This is a genomic window from Tateyamaria rhodophyticola (assembly GCF_047777875.1).
In the GTDB taxonomy this organism is placed as follows: domain Bacteria; phylum Pseudomonadota; class Alphaproteobacteria; order Rhodobacterales; family Rhodobacteraceae; genus Tateyamaria.
This window is the reverse complement of the sequence record NZ_CP180519.1, coordinates 1,525,685-1,544,052: the sequence shown is the minus strand read 5'-3', so window position 1 is coordinate 1,544,052 and position 18,368 is coordinate 1,525,685. Positions and strand designations below refer to the sequence as shown.

Genomic DNA, 18,368 nt, shown 5'->3' with positions numbered 1-18,368 from the left:
AAGGGGCAGCAAGCAAGGAGGAAGCATAATGCTTAGGAAAAAGACCAACGGGGTTGCGAGACGCCCCCAGCGGACAAGTATCCTGACCGAAGCCGCAAACGCTTCGGTAGACCGGCGCGCGTTTCTGCGCGGATCGGGACTGGTGATTGGGGGCCTGTCGGCCATTGCCGCCACGGGCGGAACCGTCACCCAGGCCAACGCTGCCACGGCGGCAGCGGGCAAAGTGGATTTGAAGAAAACAGTGTGCACGCACTGCTCGGTCGGCTGTACGGTCGTGGCCGAGGTGCAGGACGGTGTCTGGACGGGTCAGGAGCCCGGCTGGGACAGCCCGTTCAACCTCGGCGCCCATTGCGCCAAGGGCGCTGCCGTTCGTGAGCACGCCCATGGCGAGCGCCGCCTCAAGTACCCGATGAAGAAAGAGGGTGGTGAGTGGAAGCGCATCAGCTGGGAGCAAGCCATCGACGAGATCGGCGGCGGCATGATGAACATCCGCGAGGAAAGCGGCCCGGACAGCGTCTATTGGCTGGGATCGGCCAAGCACAATAACGAACAGGCGTACCTGTTCCGCAAGTTCGCGGCCTATTGGGGCACGAACAACGTGGATCACCAGGCGCGGATCTGTCACTCGACCACTGTTGCGGGTGTTGCGAACACATGGGGCTACGGCGCCATGACCAACAGCTACAACGACATCCATAACTCCAAGGCGATCTTTATCATTGGTGGCAACCCGGCGGAGGCGCATCCCGTGTCCCTGCTGCACCTCTTGCGCGCCAAGGAACAGAACAACGCCCCCGTCATCGTGTGTGACCCGCGCTTTACCCGCACGGCTGCGCATGCGGATGAATATGTCCGGTTCCGTCCGGGTTCGGACGTGGCGCTGGTCTGGGGTATCCTCTGGCACATCTTCGACAACGGGTGGGAGGATCAGGAATTCATCCGCACCCGTGTCTGGGGCATGGACCAGATCAAGGAAGAAGTGGCCAAGTGGACGCCCGAGGAAGTCGAGCGTGTCACGGGTGCACCCGGAAGCCAACTGAAGCGCGTGGCGCGGACGCTGGCCAACAACCGCCCCGGCACCGTCATCTGGTGCATGGGTGGCACGCAGCACACCAACGGCAACAACAACACCCGCGCCTACTGCATCCTGCAACTTGCCCTTGGCAACATGGGCACGTCGGGCGGCGGTACAAACATCTTCCGCGGCCACGACAACGTGCAGGGGGCCACGGACCTTGGCGTTCTGTCCCACACGCTGCCCGGCTACTACGGTCTGTCGGCTGGCGCATGGGGCCACTGGGGTCGCGTTTGGGGTGAAGATTCCGAATGGCTGGCGGGGCAATTCGCCAAGACCACCGGTGCGGATGGCAAAGAAAAGTCGCTGCAGAACCTCACCGGTATTCCGGTGTCGCGCTGGATTGACGGTGTGCTGGAGGATCCGGAGAACACGGATCAGCCCAGCAAGGTCCGCGCCATGGTGCTGTGGGGCCACGCGCCCAACTCGCAGACCCGCATGGTCGAAATGAAGAAGGCGATGGAACAGCTGGACATGCTGGTCGTAATCGATCCCTTCCCGACCGTGTCTGCCGTGCTGCATGACCGCACCGATGGGGTGTATCTGCTGCCCGCTTCGACACAGTTCGAAACGCGCGGCTCGGTCACAGCCTCGAACCGGTCGATCCAGTGGCGCGAAAAGGTCATCGACCCACTGTTTGAATCAAAGCCTGATCACGAGATCATCGCCTTGTTCGCGCAGAAGTTCGGGTTCCATGATCGCATGTTCCGCAACATCGCGTTGGAAGAAGACGGCCTGACGCCCAACCCCGAAGACACGCTGCGCGAGATCAATCGCGGCATGTGGACGGTCGGCTATACCGGTCAGAGCCCCGAGCGAATCAAGAAGCACATGGAGAACCAGCACACGTTTGATCGCACCACGTTGCAGGCCATTGGTGGCCCCGCAGATGGCGATTACTACGGTCTGCCATGGCCCAGCTGGGGCACGCCCGAGATGAACCACCCGGGCACGCCGAACCTCTATGACATGTCCAAGCCTGTGGCCGAAGGTGGTCTCACCTTCCGCGCGCGCTTTGGCGTGGAACGGGACGGTGACAACCTGCTGGCCGAAGGGGTCTATAGCGTTGGGTCGGAAATTCAGGATGGATATCCCGAATTTACGATGCAGATGCTGATGGACCTTGGATGGGACGGTGATCTCACGGACGAGGAACGCGCCGCGATTGATGCGGTTGCGGGACCAAACACCAACTGGAAAACCGACCTGTCGGGCGGCATCCAGCGGGTCGCGATCAAGCATGGCTGTGCGCCCTTCGGGAACGCCAAGGCCCGCGCGGTCGTGTGGACCTTCCCCGATCCGGTGCCTGTCCACCGCGAACCCCTGTATACGAACCGCAGGGACCTTGTGGCGGATTACCCAACCTACGAAGACCGGAAGTTCTATCGCCTGCCGACGATGTACGCATCGATCCAGAAGCAGGACTTTTCGAAGGACTACCCGATCATCCTCACCTCTGGCCGTCTGGTCGAGTATGAGGGCGGCGGGGACGAAACCCGGTCAAACCCGTGGCTGGCCGAACTGCAGCAGGACATGTTTGTCGAGATCAACCCGCGTGATGCCAACAACCTTGGCATTCGGGACGGCAGCCAGGTCTGGGTCGAAGGGCCCGAAGGCGGCAAGGTCAAGGTAATGGCGATGGTCACCAACCGGGTGGGGACAGGCGTGGCCTTCATGCCCTTCCACTTTGGCGGTCATTTCCAGGGAGAGGATCAACGCTCGAAATATCCCGAGGGTGCCGATCCGTATGTGTTGGGCGAAAGCACCAATACGGCCCAGACCTATGGCTATGACAGTGTAACCCAGATGCAGGAGACCAAAGCGACTCTCTGCAAAATCTGGACAGCGTAAGGAGGAAACGACATGGCATTAGGAGGACAGGCGAGAGCCAAGTTCCTGTGCGACGCCGAGCGCTGCATTGAATGCAACGCCTGCGTTACGGCCTGTAAGAACGAGCATGAAGTGCCCTGGGGCATCAACCGCCGCCGCGTGGTCACCATCAATGATGGTGATCCCGGTGAACGGTCGATCTCTGTGGCCTGCATGCACTGTTCTGATGCACCTTGTATGGCGGTCTGCCCGACAGACTGCTTTTACCAGAACGAGGAAGGGGTGGTGCTCCACTCCAAGGACCTCTGCATCGGGTGTGGTTATTGCTTCTACGCGTGCCCCTTTGGCGCGCCGCAATTCCCGCAGGCCGGCAACTTTGGCAGCCGCGGCAAGATGGACAAATGTACGTTCTGCGCCGGTGGCCCCGAGGAAACCCATTCCACCGCCGAGTTCGCAAAGTACGGGCGCAACCGGATCGCGGAAGGCAAGCTGCCCATCTGCGCCGAGATGTGTTCGACCAAGGCGCTGCTCGCCGGGGACGGCGACGTTGTGTCCGCGATCTACCGCGAACGCGTCGTGGCGCGCGGCTTTGGCTCGGGCGCGTGGGGCTGGGGCTCTGCCTACGGCAATCAGGACGGCTGATTGAGGAAACCACCGGCCGCAATGTGCGCTGGCCGGTGGTCACTTTGGCTCGGGCGGTGGCAAGACCGCCCGAGCCGCTTCATACAGATATACCGGGGCGGTTCGGACCGCTCTGCCTTCCATGCGCCCAGAGGCGGGCCGGTCGCATGTGTTGAAAGGACGATGATGACACGAATTTCTCCCATGATCGCTGTGATGACAGCCGCGATGCTGTCCCAGCCGGTTCTGGCGCAGGATGCACCGGCGCTCGACACCCCGGACGCGCAAGCAAGCTATGGCTTTGGCCTTCGCAATGGCGCGACCGTGCGGGAACAGGGATGGGAAGCGTTTGATTTGGATGCCTTCATGGCCGGTGTCGCGGATGGTCTGACGGATGCAGACGCGCAGGTGAGCGAAGAAGACCTCGCCGCCAGCTTTGCCGTGTTGCAACAGCGCCTGCAGGAACGTGCAGCGGCGGAACGGGCGGAGGCTGCGGCAACGAAGCTGGCGGACAACGCCGCGTTTCTGGCGGAAAACGGAGCGCGTGAGGGCGTCACGACCACCGACAGCGGCTTGCAGTACCAGGTGGTCGAGGCCGGCAGCGGCGAAAGCCCGACAGCCGATCAAACCGTGACCGTCCATTACGAAGGGCGGCTGCTGAGTGGTGACGTCTTCGACAGTTCCATCGCCCGTGGCGAACCGGCGTCCTTTCCGGTCGGCGGTGTGATTGTCGGGTGGCAGGAGGTGCTGCAACTGATGCAGCCCGGCGCCACGTGGGAGGTCTGGATCCCGTCCGCGATCGCCTATGGCGCAAACGGTGCGGGCAACAGCATCGGCCCGAACGAAGTGCTGAATTTCACCATCGAGTTGATCAGTGTCGACGGATAACGCCGCGTCTGCTGCGGCCAACGGAGTGATATGACATGCGAACAGCGTTCCTGATCCTGGTTCTGTGCCTCGGGCTTTTGCCCGCGACGGGGCAGCATGTGCAGGCGCAAGAGGCGATTGACCGGTCCGCCACAGGCGGCGCGCAAACGCTCGAAGACATTCTTGCCCGTCAGCGCGGCGAAGAGGTGGCACCCCGGACGGGCGATGCATCGGGTGCGGCACAGGAATTGTCGGGACAGCTCGGCACGCTCGGGGGTGCTTCCGATCCCGAGCTGTGGCGCGCGCTGCGCTATGGATCGGCAGACATAACCGTGTCGTCGGGGGGCGAGGTTGCCTCCGTCCTGATGCAGGATGGCGGGATGTCGTGGCTTGCGTTCCGCAAGGGGCCGCTTGCCACCTATGGCGGCTATCTGCTGCTGGGCACCATCGCATTGCTTGCGGTGTTCTTTGTCCTGCGCGGGCGGGTGAGACTTGATCACGAAAAGACCGGGCGCACCGTGACGCGGTTCAAGACCTTTGAGCGTGCGGCGCACTGGCTTCTGGCGGGGTCGTTCATCCTGCTCGGTTTGACCGGGCTTTTGACCCTGTTCGGGCGCATGTTCATCGCGCCGTACATCTCCAAGGAGTTCAATTCGACGCTTCTGATCGCATCGAAATACATCCACAACAACGTGGCATGGGCGTTTATCGTGGCGCTGATCGCGGTGTTCTGCCTGTGGGTGTGGCACAATATTCCCAACCGCACGGACATAACCTGGTTCGCGCAGGCCGGTGGCATCATCGGGTCAAAGCACCCGCCCGCCAAGAAGTTCAACGGTGGTCAAAAGATCATCTTTTGGTCGGTGATCGTTTTGGGCGGGTCCATTTCTTTGTCCGGCATATCGCTGTTGTTCCCGTTCGAATTCCCGATGTTCATGAAGACCTTCGATTTCCTTAGGAGCGTCGGGATCGACAGTTTGCCAATCTATGGGCAACTCCCCGTCGCCATGGCCCCGCACGAAGAGATGCAGTACGCGCAAGCGTGGCATGCCATCGTCGCATTCGTGCTGATGGCGATCATCATCGCGCACATCTACATCGGGTCGGTGGGCATGGAAGGCGCCTATGACGCGATGGGGTCGGGCGAAGTGGACGAGGCGTGGGCGCGCCAGCACCATTCGCTCTGGCTGGAAGAGCTGGAGGCCAAGGGCAAGGCAGCTACACGCGATGCGACACCTGCTGAGTAGCTTTTTCCTGTGCCTTGCGTTGCCCGCAGCGGCGCAGGAGTTCGCGACCCACAAGGGGCACGGCGGCCCGATCATGACACTGGACGTGTCGCCGGATGGCGCGCTGGCCTCGGGCAGTTTTGACAACGCGGTGGGCCTGTGGCCCGGGCCACGCTGGCTTGACGGCCATGACGCGGCAGTGACCACAGTCACCCATAACGGCGCGTGGATCCTGTCAGGCGGCGATGATTTCCGCGTGCTGATGTGGCAGCCGGATCAGGCGGCACCGGTCGAACTGACGCGGATGAAGGGCAAGGTGAGCCGGATCGCCATCGCGCCCGATCAAACGGGTATCGCGATCGCCAGTTGGGATGGCTCCATCCGCATGATGAGCCTTTTTTCGAAGGATGCAGCGCCCTCCGCCAAGATCGGCGGTGACCTGATAGACCATCGGTCCAATGTGACAGACGTGGCATATGCCGACACGGGTACTCTCTATTCCGCGTCCTCGGACGGGACGGTGCGCGTTTGGGAGGGGCAGAGCTCTCGTGTCATTGCCGACCAGGGGTTCGGCATCAATCGGATCATCGTGCACGACATTTGGCTGGCCTATGGCGCGGTCGACGGTGCGACGCGGGTGATTGACCGCGAGACGGGTGAGGAGATTGCGGATTTTACCCTCGACCGTCGTCCTATCCTTGCGATGGATTTCCATGCACCGTCCGGGCAACTCGCCATAGGGGATGGCGAGGGGTACATCATGATGGTGGACACCGAAAACTGGCGCATCGACCGCGACTTTCGCGCGATGCGGCAGGGGCCGGTATGGGCGCTGGCATTTTCCAGCGACGGCACGGTCATTCATGCAGGTGGGATAGATGATGTGATCTATGCCTGGCCCGTGGCGCTGTTGGATACATATGATCCGGCGGGCGGTGAGACGCGCAGCTTTTTGCGGGACGCCGACACGATGCCCAACGGCGAACGGCAGTTCATGCGGAAATGTTCGATCTGCCACAGCCTTGATGACGGACCATCGCGCAAGGCGGGGCCGACACTGCACGGTCTGTTCGGGCGCAGGGCCGGGGTCATAGAGGGGTATCGCTACTCGTCAATCCTCGATGGATCGGACATTGTGTGGAATGACGATACGATTGATGCGCTGTTTGACGAAGGCCCAGACCACTACATTCCGGGCTCAAAGATGCCGATGCAGGTGATCGCGGCGCCGCAGGACCGCGCCGACCTGATCGCGTTCCTGCGCGCAGCCACCATGGAGGAGTGAACATGAAAGCGATGTTGATGGGATTTGTCGCGATGATCGCCATTTCGGTGGGGTCGTATTTCGTTCTGCAAGAGGCGGGCTTTTCTTCGGATGCGGTGCATTCCGGTGATGCCGTGAGGCTTGATTGATCCGATGAACGCGCCGCGCTCCACTCCGGACATCTATGGCAAGTCGCTGGCCGGTGCGAAGGTTCTCGTGATCGACGATGAACCGGGCATGCGTCACTTCCTGACCAAGACACTGGAGCCGCGCGTGGCCTATGTCGAAGCGGTGTCTTCTCCGGCTCAGGCGACCAAGGCGCTGGACGAAGGGCAGTATGATCTGGTGATCATCGACAACTTGATGCCCGGCGGCACCGGTCTTGATTGGTTGACCGAGCAGAAGCGTAAGGGCTTTTTTGCCGATGCGATCCTGATCACCGCCTATGCCGATCTGGAAACGGCGATTGCCGCATTGCGGGCGGGGGTCAGCGATTTTGTGTTGAAACCGTTCCGGGCCAATCAAATCCTGAGCGCTGTGGCCCGCACATTGGACCGCAAGTACCTGCAACGCGACAATACGTTGCTGCGGCGGGAGCTTTCGTCGGGCAACGGTCGGGGCAAGTTGCTGGGCACCTCGGAGCCAACCGAAAACGTGCGCGACATGCTGGCGCGGCTCGCCCCGTTGCCGACGCCGGTTCTGTTCACTGGGGCCAGCGGGACCGGCAAGGAGATGGCCGCGCGTCACCTGCACGACCTGTCGGATCGCGCCGATGCGCCCTTTGTTCCCGTCAATTGTGCCACGATCCAACCGGATCGTTTCGCCGAAGAACTGTTCGGTGTGGTGGAGGCAGAGGACCGGCTGAAGCCGGGGCTGCTGCTGTTGGCCGATGGGGGTACGCTGCTGCTGGATGAGATCGCGCAGATGCCGGAAACGGTGCAGGCGGCCATGCTCCGCGTGCTGGAGGACAAGAAAGTGCGGCCCGTGGGGGCCGAACGGGAAATCCCCCTGAACGTGCGGTTCCTGTTCGCCACCAATGACGACATCGAGGCATCGGTTGCCGCAGGCCGGTTCCGCGCCGACCTGTATCACCGGATCCACGTGGTTAAGATCGACATGCCGCCGCTCAAGGATCGGATGGATGATATCGTCGAACTGGCCGCGCACTTCATGGAGCAGTTTTCCGCATCGCTGGCGATGCCGTCGCTGGATCTGGATGAAGAAACGCTGCTCAAGCTGCGTCGGTACGAATGGCCGGGCAACGTTCGCGAGTTGCGCAACCTGATTGAACGGTCCGTGATCCTCGGCGCATTCCCCGAGGAATTTTCTGGCGGTGGCAGCGTCACGGGCGCCCAAGCGATCGAGAACCTCGATCTTGTGGTGCAAAGGCACATCCTGCGGATGGTGGATCTCTGTGGCGGCAACCGCGCCGAAGCGGCGCGTCGGTTGGGCGTATCGCGCAAGACCATCGACCGAAAAATGGCGGTCTGGTCCGAGTAAAGAGGTGCGACAAGGTGCACCAAAATGCAGTCAAAATGGCGCCTGCTATTGACTCTGCAGAAGCGAAACCAATTTAGACGGATGAGTGAAACAGTCAGGTAACGCATCGCAATCGCTTTGCGTTTCCTGTCTTTTCATGTGCAACATATCGCAGCGCTCGTCACGTCAAGGAGTCCACGTGTCCCTCTTTATTATCGTCGCCTTACCCTTTCTTGGCGCGCTTTTACCGGGGCTCATGTACACGGCGGGTCGCGCCGCTTGTGCGGGGGTAACGTTCACCGTCACATTGGCCGCATTTCTTGGTCTGCTGACCAACCTTCCGTCTGTTCTGGCGGGCGAAGTTTTGCAGGCGCGGGTGCTTTGGATGCCCGAGCTGGGGCTGAACCTGACGCTGATGCTGGACGGGCTTGGGTTCTTCTTTGCACTGCTGATCCTGGGCATTGGCCTGTTGATCATCGCCTATGCCCGCAATTACCTCAGCCGTGACGACAATATGGGTGAGTTTTTCACCTATTTGCTGCTGTTCCAGGGCGCGATGGTGGGTATTGTCCTGTCGGATAATATCCTGCTTTTGTTGATTTTCTGGGAACTGACATCGCTGTCGTCCTTCCTGCTCATCGGGTTCTGGAAACACCTGCCCGAAGGTCGTCAAGGTGCACGGATGGCGTTGACCGTGACGGGCATGGGTGGCCTTGCCATGGTGGGCGGGATGCTCATCCTCGGCCAGATTGCCGGCAGCTATGACCTCAGCGTTATTCTGCAAAATCGCGAGCTGATCCAGGAAAGCCCGCTTTATCTGCCCGCTTTGCTGTTGATCCTTCTGGGCTGTTTCACCAAATCGGCGCAGTTCCCGTTCCATTTCTGGCTGCCGCACGCGATGGCAGCACCCACACCGGTGTCGGCCTACCTGCACTCTGCCACGATGGTGAAGGCCGGTATTTTCCTGATGGCGCGGATGTGGCCCGTTTTGGCAGGCACGCCAGAGTGGTTTGCGATTGTCACGACCGCTGGTCTGATCACAATGGTGCTTGCGGCCATCATCGCGCTCTTCAAACACGATCTAAAGGCGCTGCTGGCATTCTCGACCGTCAGCCATCTGGGCCTGATCACCATGCTGCTGGGTACGGGCACGGCCTTTGGCGCGATGGCGGCGATGTTCCACATCCTGAACCACGCCACGTTCAAGGCCGCGCTCTTTATGTCCGCCGGGATCATTGATCACGAGGCGCACACACGGGATATTCGAAGGCTGGGCGGGTTGCGCAAGCTGATGCCGATCACCTTTGTCATTGCCACGTTGGCGGCGCTGTCGATGGCAGGCATTCCGTTCCTGAACGGCTTCCTGTCGAAGGAAATGATGCTGGAGGAGGCGACGCATACGACGCTCTTTGGCATTCCGAACCTTGTGCCGATCTTGGCTACCGTTGGGTCGCTGTTTTCTGCCGCGTACTGTTTCCGCCTGATTGGTCATGTGTTCTTTGGCCCCGTCCGCGACGATTATCCGGCCAAGCCGCATGACCCGCCCGTGGGTCTGTGGCTACCGCCCGCGTTGTTGATCGTGCCGGTCGTTGTGATTGGTGTGGCGCCGTTCTTGGCGGAGCCGTTTGTCAAGCTGGTCACCGCTTCCGTACTGGGTGGCGAGGCGGAGGTGCCGAAGGCGTATTTCAAGATCTGGCACGGTCTGGTGCCTGCCCTGTTCATGTCCATTGCCGCCGTCGTGGGTGGTCTGATCCTGCTTGCGATCTTCAAGCCGCTGCTGGCCGCGTGGGACAACACCCCACGCCCCGAAGCCAAGGTGATTTTCGAAGGCTTGATCGAAGCCGTGGCGCGTGTGGCGCGCGGCGTGATCCTGAACCTGCACAACGGTGCATTCTCGCGCTATGCGCTGATCGGTGTGGCGACGATCATCGTCGCGGGTGGCTATGCCTGGAGCACGGGTACAATTGCGCCGCCGACGCGCGACTTGCAACCGGTGGGCCCTGTCCATGTGGGTGGCGCCGTCATGCTGATCGCGGCTGTGGCGGGCATGGTGCTTTTGCACCGCAATCGCCTGTTGTCGCTGATCCTGATCGGGATTGTCGGTCTGATGGTCTCCATCGGTTTTGTGCTGCTCAGCGCGCCCGACCTTGCCATGACCCAGTTCACGGTTGAGGTGGTGACGATCATCCTGCTGCTTCTGGCGCTGAACTTCCTGCCCAAGCGCACGCCGGTGGAAAGCACCGTGTTGCGCCGTATCCGCGATGCGGGTGTTGCGATTGTGGGCGGTCTGGCCGCGTTTGCCATGGCCTATCACTACATGCTGCGCGACGCGGTTGTGTCGCCAATTTCGGAATTCCATCTGGCCAATTCGTACAAGGGCGGTGGCGGCACAAACGTCGTGAACGTGATCCTCGTCGATTTCCGGGGCTTTGACACCTATGGCGAGATTATCGTTTTGGGCATCGCCGCATTGCTGATCTATGCGCTGACCGAGACATTGCTGTCCGGCCCGGTGCGGGCGCGCCTGCTGAACCGGGAACTGGATCAGGCGCGGGCTGGCGATGTGCATCCGATGATGATGGTGGTGCTGACCCGGGTCCTGTTGCCGGTGGTGATCCTTGTGGGCTTTTACATCTTTCTGCGCGGACATAACGAACCGGGCGGCGGGTTCATCTCGGGCCTGGTCGTGTCGATTGGCGTGGTGATGCAGTACATGGCGAGCGGTTTCGCCTGGACCTCTGCGCGCCTGCGTTACCCCTATCATGGGGTGATCGGTGCCGGTGTTCTGATCGCGGGGTTCACCGGGATCGGGTCATGGTTTGTCAGCAAGCCCTTCCTGACATCGGACTTTACCTATGTGCGGATCCCGCCCTTCAACGAATTCGAGCTGGCCACGGCCGCGCTCTTTGACCTTGGCGTTTTCCTTGCCGTGGTCGGGGCCGTGATGCTGTCGCTCGAAAGTTTCTCGCGCCTTGCGCGCCGGGCCCACTACGACGAAAGCGAACATCCGATGGATATTGATCCGTCGCGTGAAGCGGAACAGGAGGCCACATAATGGAATTGCTTGTGGCCATCATCATCGGCGTCATGACCGCCGGTGGCATTTACCTGCTGTTGCGCCTGCGCACCTTCCCGGTGATCCTCGGGATCTCTCTGCTGACCTATGCGGTGAACGTGTTCCTGTTCACCTCTGGCCGTTTGACCATCGGCGCGCCGCCTGTGCTGCGCGACAACTTGGATGTCTATGCCGATCCGTTGCCTCAGGCGCTTGTGCTGACGGCCATCGTGATCTCGTTCGGGATGACGGCTGTGGTGGTCATGGTGGGTCTGGGCGCGTTCCTTGGCTCTGACGATGATCATGTGGATGACGGTCCACATGAGCATGACAGTCACCCGGTGGAGGAACGGCCATGACCCATTGGCTGATTGCGCCCATCATCCTGCCCGCCCTGTTGGCGCCTTTTATCGTTCTGGCGGCACGCTACCATATCACGATCCAGCGGGCGTTTTCGGTTTCTGGCGTCATGGCACAGGTGGTGCTGGCGGCAGCGCTTGCCTGGCAAACCAGTGACGGCACGGTGCTGCTCTATCAGCTCGGGGATTGGGCCGCACCTTTTGGCATCGTGCTGGTGGGCGATCAGCTGTCCACGCTGATGGTGCTGCTGACGGCAGTCCTGTCGCTCTTCGTGCTGCTTTATGCGATCGGTTCGAATTGCGACAATCTGGGCAAGCATTTCCATCCTCTGTTCCAGTTCCAGCTGATGGGCATTCTGGGTGCGTTCCTGACCGGGGACCTGTTCAACCTCTTTGTGTTCTTCGAAGTGCTGCTGATCGCGTCCTATGGCCTGATGATCCATTCGGGCGGCAATGCGCGGCTGCAGGCGGGGGTGCAATATGTGCTGTTCAACCTGATCGGGTCGACGCTGTTCCTGTTTGCGCTTGGCGCGATCTATGCCGAGACCGGCACGCTGAATATGGCGGATCTTGCGCAGCGCGTGACACAGATCAGCCCGGAAGAGACCGTCGGAATTCGCATTGCTGCGGTGCTGCTGCTTTTGGTGTTCGCGATCAAGGCGGCGCTGGTGCCGCTGCACTTCTGGCTGCCGTCCAGCTATGCCGAAGCGCCGGGGCCGGTGGCAGCACTGTTTGCGATCATGACCAAGATCGGCGCCTATGCGATCATCCGCGTCTATACGATGGTGTTCCCGCCTGACCTTGAGGCGACGGCGGGCTTGCACGGCCAATGGCTGTTGCCTGCGGCCCTTGTGTCGCTGGCCATCGGGATGGTCGGCGTGCTGGCCGCGAAAAAGCTGGACCGGCTGGTAGCCTTTTCGGTTATCGGGTCGATGGGCATGGTCATGGTGTCCATCGCGCTTTTCACACCTGAAAGCATCGCTGCGGCGCTGTATTATATCATCCATTCGACACTGGCAGGTGCGCTCTTGTTCCTGATTGCCGACATGGTGCGCAATGCGCGCGGGTCGGTGGACCTGACCGCGCAGGCGCCGATGGCAGGCACGGCGCTGGTGTCGGGGCTGTTTTTTGTCGGTGCGATTGCGATGGCGGGCCTGCCGCCGCTGTCCGGGTTCCTTGGCAAATTGCTGGTGCTGGATGCCGGTTTTGACACGGATCAGGTTGCGTGGATCTGGGCCGTGGTTCTGATTTCGAGCCTGATCAGCATTCTCGGGTTTGCGCGCGCGGGCAGCGTTGTCTTTTGGAAGGCGCACGGGGTCGAAGCGGCGGACGAGGGTCAACCCCGGTCCGCACCCGGTATATTGTCCAGCGTTGCCGCGGGCGGGTTGGTTGCCATGCTGATCGCGCACACGGTGTTTGCCGGGCATGTGCATGGGTACACCACACGCATGGCGGCCACGTTGTTCGCACCCGAGGCTTACATTGCGACCGTGGTCGAAACCCCTGGTAAGCTGAGCAAACCGAAGGAGGAGAAGTAACATGTCCGGGTTCCTTCGCCGCTTTCTCCCACATCCGCTGCTGACCCTTTTGCTGGCCCTCGTCTGGGTCATCCTGCAAAACGAGGTGACGGCCGGGATGGTCGTGTTCGGCCTGATCCTCGGTGTCATCATTCCCGCGATGACAGCCATTTGGTGGCCGGACCGGCCCAGCGGTTTCCGGCTTGGCAAGATGATCGGCTATAGCGCGGTTGTCATCTGGGACATTATCGTTGCCAATATCGAAGTTGCATGGATCGTGCTGACGGTGCCCAATTCGAGGCTGAAGCCCGCCTGGATTGTGGTGCCGCTCGAACTGACACAACCGGAGGCGATCACCGTTCTGGCTGGCACCATCACGTTGACGCCGGGCACGGTGTCTGCAGATCTGTCGACCGAAGGGCACAGCCTTTTGGTTCATGTTCTGCACACCGATGATCCGGACGGGGTCCGGGACGAGATCAAGACACGATACGAACGCCGGCTGTTGGAGATTTTCACATGAGCTTTGCATCGGACTTTCTGAACATCGCCGTTGCGATCACGTTTGTGGCGCTGGTTGCGGGGCAGGTCCTGTCCATGATCCGCCTGGTGATCGGACCCACTGCGGGTGACCGCATTCTTGCCCTGGACACGATGGTCATCAACGCGCTTGGCATTGTCGTTTTGCTGGGCATCCTCCAGGGCGTTCAGATCTATTTCGAGGTGTCGTTGTTGATTGCGATGCTCGGCTTTGTGTCCACTGTGGCACTGGCGCGATTTGTACTGCGGGGGGACATTATCGAATGACGGGTATTGGCGACATCGCAACGGCCGTGTGCCTGTTGATCGGATCGGCTTTTGTCATCGTCGGGGCCATTGGCCTTGTGCGGTTCAATGATTCCATGACGCGCCTGCACGCGCCGACCAAGGTCGGCACGGTGGGCATTGGCATGTTGTTGTTGGCATCGATGATCCACTCTGGATCCCTTGGTGAGACTTCGATCCACGAGACGTTGATCATGGCGTTCCTGTTTGTCACCGCTCCGATTTCGGCGCATTTCGTGGCCAAGGTGAACATCCATCGCCGCGCCTGCGAAACACCGCCGCCCCCGGAGCGCGATGAGACGTGGGCCACATTGAACGCGCCAGATCAGCCGGAGCCGCCGCTGACTTCCAATTGAGCTGTGCGGCGATTTGATCAGTGCGTTGCGCGAGATGACGGTTTGGTTGTCCAACGCACTGGCGCCGGTCATTGCATTCCGCAAAAGGATAGCAGGCGCGCGTGATGATTTTTCTGCTGTTGGGTAAATTGGTGCCCAGAAGAGGACTCGAACCTCCACGTCCATACGGACACTAGCACCTGAAGCTAGCGCGTCTACCAATTCCGCCATCTGGGCACGGTTTGGTAGGGCGCATTTAAGGCCAGCGGGCAGGGGTGTCAATCCGATTCCCGATGTTGTTTCGGGTTGAGCCTGCGGGAGCCTCCGGCGGGGATTTTTTGGAACAGAGACGGGATGTGTCCCGCGCCAAAATGGCGTCTTGTGCGGGTTTGAGATGGGCTTTAGACCAGTGGCGTCAACGCGCGCGGAGGAAGTGCACATGTCCAAGCTGGTCACGATCTATGGCGGGTCCGGATTTGTGGGTCGGTATATTGCCCGGCGCATGGCCAAGGCAGGCTGGCGTGTACGGGTGGCGGTGCGCCGGCCGAACGAAGCGATTTTCGTCAAGCCGTATGGTGTGGTCGGGCAGGTTGAGCCGGTCCTGTGCAATATCCGGGACGATGCATCCGTTGCGGCGGTGATGCAGGGCGCGGATGCGGTGGTGAACTGTGTCGGTATCCTGGCGCGGCAGGGCAAGAATACGTTTGAAGCGGTGCAAGCGGAAGGCGCGGTGCGGGTTGCGCGGCTTGCGGCAGAGCACGGTGTGGAGAAGATGGTCCACATCTCTGCGATTGGTGCGTCGCTGGAGAGCGCAAGCGAGTATGCGCGGACCAAGGCGCGTGGCGAGGCGGGTGTGATCGAACATATGCCAGAGGCCGTGATCCTGCGACCGTCGATCGTCTTTGGAACCGAAGACCAGTTCTTTAACCGGTTTGCCAGCATGGCGCGGCTTGGGCCGATCTTGCCTGTGGTGGGTGCGGCGACGCGGTTTCAGCCGGTGTATGTGGATGATGTCGCGGCGGCGGCGGAACGGGCGCTGACCAGTGATGTCGCTGGCGGGATCTATGAGCTGGGCGGGCCGGATGTGCGGTCCTTCCGGTCGCTGATGCAGACAATGCTTGATGTGATCCGCAGGCGCCGTGCCATCGTTAATATCCCCTTTGGGGTGGCCAGCCTCATGGGGTTTGGGTTCGAGATGGCCAACAGGCTGACACTGGGCCTGTTCCCGGCACAAATTACGCGCGACCAGGTGCGGAACCTGCGGGTCGACAATGTCGTTTCGGAAGATGCCAAAGGGTTTGCGGACCTCGGCATTGAGCCTGTTGGTCTGGACGCGGTGCTGCCGGAATACCTGTACCGGTTCCGTCCTTCGGGTCAGTACGATGCGATCAAGGAAAGCGCCAAGAACCTGCGCGCCTAGCTGTAGGCCCAGACCAGCAGGCCTATTCCCAGGATGACGCGGTAAATCACGTAAGGTGTGAAGCTGATGCTGCGCAGGAGGCGCATCATCAGGACAAGGGCGCCAAGCGCTGCGAGGAAGGCGAAGGCCGCAGCGATGGTGGCGTCACGCATCAGCGCCCAGTTGGCTTGTCCCGCCACATCAACGCCAAGCAGCAGGCCAGAGGCGAGGATCACCGGGATCGACATCAGCATAGCGAGCTTGGCGGCGTCTTCGCGGGCATAGCCCAGTTTACGCGCCGCGGTGATAGTTATGCCGGAGCGCGACGTGCCGGGGATCAGCGCGAGGCACTGCGCCAGCCCCATCAACGCAGCATCCCTGAGGGTCCAGCGATCAGCAGTGCGCGTGGTGCCGCCGGTGCGGTCCGCCCAGAACAGGATCAGGCCGAAGATCAGCATGGTCCAACCGATGACCGTGGCGGAGCGCATCGCCTCGTCCACGCCGGTGACCTTGATTGCGAGGCCGACCAGCAAGGCGGGGAGTGTTGCGATGATCAGGCACAGGGCGAGGAATGCGCCTTGGGTATCGACCTTGCCCCGTGCGAGGCGGGTGGTGCCATGCGCGGCGATCCGCACATCACGCCAGAAATAAAGCACCACAGCCATGAGCGTGCCGACATGTGCAGCCACATCGATGGCGAGCCCTTGATCTGGGGTGCCGGTGAGCGTGGGCAACAAGATGAGGTGGCCAGAGGAGGAGACGGGCAGAAATTCGGTCACGCCCTGGATCAGGGCCACTATCAAGAGTTGAAAGAGTGTCATGGCTGGCGCGCCCTTATGTGATACACTGTTCTACAAGCCACTGATTCTGAACGCAAACGTCGCATTTAAATCCGAAACGGTCCTAAATGCGCGAGTTTGCACGTGAAGCACATCAATCATATTCCAAAATTCTGTCAAGAAGGTCAGCACTTCTGACTTTTCATCGACGTGTGAATCCATTAAGCCGCCCGGACCGTCCGTTTTTTACGTTGGAGCGATCCATGGCCGAGCAACCGATGCTTAAATTCGTCACGACCCCCCGCGACATGCCTCAAAAGCGTGAGGCAGAAGTACGCCGTGAGGATTTCCGCGAGATTTATGCAGAGTACGCCGATGCGAAGGCCAAGGAGCAGGCGTCGCGGTGTTCGCAATGTGGTGTGCCGTATTGCCAGTCGCATTGCCCGCTGCACAACAACATTCCCGATTGGCTCAAGCTGACGGCCGAAGGGCGTTTGCAGGAAGCCTATGAGGTGAGCCAGGCGACCAACACGTTCCCGGAAATCTGTGGCCGGATTTGCCCGCAGGACCGCCTGTGCGAAGGCAATTGTGTGATCGAACAGTCCGGCCACGGCACCGTCACCATCGGGTCGGTAGAGAAATACATTACCGACACCGCGTGGGAAGAAGGCTGGGTCAAGCCCATCACACCGGCGCAGGAACGTAGCGAAAGCGTGGGCATCATTGGCGCCGGTCCCGGTGGGCTGGCGGCGGCGGACGTGCTGCGCCGGGCGGGTGTTCAGGTGACCGTGTATGACCGCTATGATCGGGCGGGCGGCTTGCTCACTTACGGCATTCCGGGCTTCAAGCTGGAGAAGGACGTGGTGATGCGCCGCAACCAGCAGCTGGAAGCGGGTGGCGTGACATTCAAGCTGAATTGCAGCGTGGGTGAGGACATTTCGTTTGAGGAAATCCGGGCCGCGCATGACGCCGTGATCATTGCCACCGGCGTGTACAAAAGCCGTGATCTTTCAATGCCTAACGCCGAAGCCCAAGGCGTCGTGAAGGCGATTGATTTCCTGACCGTGTCAAACCGCAAGAGCTTTGGCGACGACGTGCCCGCGTTTTCGGACGGGACGCTCAACGCAGAGGGCAAGCGCGTGGTTGTCATCGGCGGTGGCGACACCGCGATGGACTGTGTGCGGACGTCGATCCGGCAGGGCGCGACATCGGTCAAATGCCTGTATCGCCGGGACCGGGCCAACATGCCGGGCAGCCAGCGCGAGGTGCAGAACGCCGAGGAAGAAGGCGTGGTGTTCGACTGGCTGCGTGCGCCAAAGGGGTTCACGACCGACGGTGACAAGGTGGCCGGTGTCATGGTGCAGCAGATGCGTCTGGGCCAGCCCGATGCGACGGGCCGTCAGGCGCCGGAGTTGATCGAAGGGGCGGATTACGTCGAAGAGGCGGATCTGGTGATCAAGGCGCTGGGCTTTGAGCCCGAGGCGCTGCCGACCCTCTGGGATCAGCCGGAGCTGGAGGTGACCCGTTGGGGCACGGTCAAGGCCGAGTTCACCACCGGTAAGACAGCGCTGGATGGCGTCTATGCCGTGGGCGATATCGTGCGTGGTGCGTCGCTTGTCGTCTGGGCGATCCGCGATGGGCGCGACTGTGCCGAAGCGATCCTGAACCAGTTCAGCACAGCCGCGATTGCCGCCGAATAAGCCCGTCACACCCTGTGCACAAACTGTGCACAGCCCG

Annotated in this window: 16 protein-coding genes and 1 tRNA gene; 15 read left to right on the top strand and 2 right to left on the bottom strand. The window is 61.1% G+C overall.

The window, feature by feature from the left end; genetic code table 11:
* The first annotated feature begins 28 nt into the window (after positions 1-28).
* The 13 genes from ACERHN_RS09230 to ACERHN_RS09170 all read left to right on the top strand — a co-directional run bounded on the left by ACERHN_RS09230 (position 29) and on the right by ACERHN_RS09170 (position 14,474).
* Entirely contained in the window at positions 29-2,926 is a 2,898-nt protein-coding gene (locus ACERHN_RS09230) for a formate dehydrogenase subunit alpha (protein ID WP_415922343.1), read from the top strand.
* 12 nt (positions 2,927-2,938) lie between these two features.
* Positions 2,939-3,547, top strand: coding sequence for a formate dehydrogenase FDH3 subunit beta (gene fdh3B, locus ACERHN_RS09225; RefSeq protein WP_415922342.1), 609 nt, complete (start codon positions 2,939-2,941; stop codon positions 3,545-3,547).
* A 183-nt stretch (positions 3,548-3,730) separates the two neighbouring features.
* Positions 3,731-4,414 (top strand): FKBP-type peptidyl-prolyl cis-trans isomerase, encoded by a 684-nt coding sequence (locus tag ACERHN_RS09220; protein WP_415922341.1) that lies wholly within the window; start codon positions 3,731-3,733, stop codon positions 4,412-4,414.
* 35 nt (positions 4,415-4,449) lie between these two features.
* Entirely contained in the window at positions 4,450-5,640 is a 1,191-nt protein-coding gene (locus ACERHN_RS09215; RefSeq protein ID WP_415922340.1) for a formate dehydrogenase subunit gamma, read from the top strand.
* Complete coding sequence (locus tag ACERHN_RS09210; RefSeq protein ID WP_415922339.1) at positions 5,621-6,904, top strand: c-type cytochrome; 1,284 nt, start codon at positions 5,621-5,623, stop codon at positions 6,902-6,904. The genes ACERHN_RS09215 and ACERHN_RS09210 overlap by 20 nt, the downstream gene beginning before the upstream one ends.
* 2 nt (positions 6,905-6,906) lie before the next feature.
* The gene (locus tag ACERHN_RS09205) at positions 6,907-7,032 is read left to right on the top strand and encodes a hypothetical protein (RefSeq protein WP_415922338.1); all 126 of its coding nucleotides are present in this window, start codon (positions 6,907-6,909) and stop codon (positions 7,030-7,032) included.
* A 4-nt stretch (positions 7,033-7,036) separates the two neighbouring features.
* A complete protein-coding gene (locus tag ACERHN_RS09200; protein ID WP_415922337.1) occupies positions 7,037-8,383 on the top strand; it encodes a sigma-54-dependent transcriptional regulator in 1,347 nt (448 codons plus the stop codon).
* 178 nt (positions 8,384-8,561) lie between these two features.
* On the top strand, positions 8,562-11,417 hold the full coding sequence (locus ACERHN_RS09195) for a monovalent cation/H+ antiporter subunit A (RefSeq protein WP_415922336.1): 2,856 nt from the start codon (positions 8,562-8,564) through the stop codon (positions 11,415-11,417).
* A complete protein-coding gene (locus ACERHN_RS09190) occupies positions 11,417-11,776 on the top strand; it encodes a Na+/H+ antiporter subunit C (protein ID WP_415922335.1) in 360 nt (119 codons plus the stop codon). The genes ACERHN_RS09195 and ACERHN_RS09190 overlap by 1 nt, the downstream gene beginning before the upstream one ends.
* Positions 11,773-13,314: a monovalent cation/H+ antiporter subunit D gene (locus tag ACERHN_RS09185; RefSeq protein WP_415922334.1), complete on the top strand. Its 1,542-nt coding sequence runs from the start codon at positions 11,773-11,775 to the stop codon at positions 13,312-13,314. The genes ACERHN_RS09190 and ACERHN_RS09185 overlap by 4 nt, the downstream gene beginning before the upstream one ends.
* Before the next feature lies 1 nt (position 13,315).
* Positions 13,316-13,816, top strand: coding sequence for a Na+/H+ antiporter subunit E (locus ACERHN_RS09180; protein ID WP_415922333.1), 501 nt, complete (start codon positions 13,316-13,318; stop codon positions 13,814-13,816).
* Positions 13,813-14,100 (top strand): K+/H+ antiporter subunit F, encoded by a 288-nt coding sequence (locus tag ACERHN_RS09175; protein ID WP_415922332.1) that lies wholly within the window; start codon positions 13,813-13,815, stop codon positions 14,098-14,100. Before ACERHN_RS09180 ends, ACERHN_RS09175 begins: the two co-directional genes overlap by 4 nt.
* Complete coding sequence (locus tag ACERHN_RS09170) at positions 14,097-14,474, top strand: Na+/H+ antiporter subunit G (RefSeq protein WP_415922331.1); 378 nt, start codon at positions 14,097-14,099, stop codon at positions 14,472-14,474. The genes ACERHN_RS09175 and ACERHN_RS09170 overlap by 4 nt, the downstream gene beginning before the upstream one ends.
* A 129-nt stretch (positions 14,475-14,603) precedes the next feature.
* Here the strand turns inward: ACERHN_RS09170 and ACERHN_RS09165 are convergent.
* Positions 14,604-14,690: transfer RNA gene (locus ACERHN_RS09165), tRNA-Leu, on the bottom strand.
* A gap of 202 nt (positions 14,691-14,892) precedes the next feature.
* On the opposite strand from ACERHN_RS09165, the gene ACERHN_RS09160 reads away from it, so the two are divergent.
* Positions 14,893-15,873 (top strand): complex I NDUFA9 subunit family protein, encoded by a 981-nt coding sequence (locus ACERHN_RS09160; protein ID WP_415922330.1) that lies wholly within the window; start codon positions 14,893-14,895, stop codon positions 15,871-15,873.
* On the opposite strand, the gene ACERHN_RS09155 is transcribed toward ACERHN_RS09160, so the two are convergent.
* Positions 15,870-16,673, bottom strand: coding sequence for an undecaprenyl-diphosphate phosphatase (locus ACERHN_RS09155; RefSeq protein WP_415922329.1), 804 nt, complete (start codon positions 16,671-16,673; stop codon positions 15,870-15,872). The two genes, ACERHN_RS09160 and ACERHN_RS09155, sit on opposite strands and share 4 nt — an antisense overlap.
* A 221-nt stretch (positions 16,674-16,894) precedes the next feature.
* Here ACERHN_RS09155 and ACERHN_RS09150 point away from each other — a divergent pair, with 221 nt between their 5' ends.
* Positions 16,895-18,331: an NAD(P)-dependent oxidoreductase gene (locus tag ACERHN_RS09150; protein ID WP_415922328.1), complete on the top strand. Its 1,437-nt coding sequence runs from the start codon at positions 16,895-16,897 to the stop codon at positions 18,329-18,331.
* Positions 18,332-18,368: the final 37 nt, after the last annotated feature.

What these genes read in the sequence shown, in the direction of transcription:
- ACERHN_RS09200 (WP_415922337.1), top strand. Translation starts at nt 7,037, where the DNA reads ATGAACGCGCCGCGCTCCACTCCGGACATCTATGGCAAGTCGCTGGCC.
- ACERHN_RS09175 (WP_415922332.1), top strand. Translation starts at nt 13,813, where the DNA reads ATGAGCTTTGCATCGGACTTTCTGAACATCGCCGTTGCGATCACGTTT.
- ACERHN_RS09160 (WP_415922330.1), top strand. Translation starts at nt 14,893, where the DNA reads ATGTCCAAGCTGGTCACGATCTATGGCGGGTCCGGATTTGTGGGTCGG.
- ACERHN_RS09150 (WP_415922328.1), top strand. Translation starts at nt 16,895, where the DNA reads ATGGCCGAGCAACCGATGCTTAAATTCGTCACGACCCCCCGCGACATG.
- ACERHN_RS09155 (WP_415922329.1), bottom strand. Translation starts at nt 16,673, where the DNA reads ATGACACTCTTTCAACTCTTGATAGTGGCCCTGATCCAGGGCGTGACC.
- ACERHN_RS09185 (WP_415922334.1), top strand. Translation starts at nt 11,773, where the DNA reads ATGACCCATTGGCTGATTGCGCCCATCATCCTGCCCGCCCTGTTGGCG.
- ACERHN_RS09230 (WP_415922343.1), top strand. Translation starts at nt 29, where the DNA reads ATGCTTAGGAAAAAGACCAACGGGGTTGCGAGACGCCCCCAGCGGACA.
- ACERHN_RS09170 (WP_415922331.1), top strand. Translation starts at nt 14,097, where the DNA reads ATGACGGGTATTGGCGACATCGCAACGGCCGTGTGCCTGTTGATCGGA.
- ACERHN_RS09205 (WP_415922338.1), top strand. Translation starts at nt 6,907, where the DNA reads ATGAAAGCGATGTTGATGGGATTTGTCGCGATGATCGCCATTTCGGTG.
- ACERHN_RS09190 (WP_415922335.1), top strand. Translation starts at nt 11,417, where the DNA reads ATGGAATTGCTTGTGGCCATCATCATCGGCGTCATGACCGCCGGTGGC.
- ACERHN_RS09215 (WP_415922340.1), top strand. Translation starts at nt 4,450, where the DNA reads ATGCGAACAGCGTTCCTGATCCTGGTTCTGTGCCTCGGGCTTTTGCCC.
- ACERHN_RS09180 (WP_415922333.1), top strand. Translation starts at nt 13,316, where the DNA reads ATGTCCGGGTTCCTTCGCCGCTTTCTCCCACATCCGCTGCTGACCCTT.
- fdh3B (WP_415922342.1), top strand. Translation starts at nt 2,939, where the DNA reads ATGGCATTAGGAGGACAGGCGAGAGCCAAGTTCCTGTGCGACGCCGAG.
- ACERHN_RS09220 (WP_415922341.1), top strand. Translation starts at nt 3,731, where the DNA reads ATGATCGCTGTGATGACAGCCGCGATGCTGTCCCAGCCGGTTCTGGCG.
- ACERHN_RS09210 (WP_415922339.1), top strand. Translation starts at nt 5,621, where the DNA reads ATGCGACACCTGCTGAGTAGCTTTTTCCTGTGCCTTGCGTTGCCCGCA.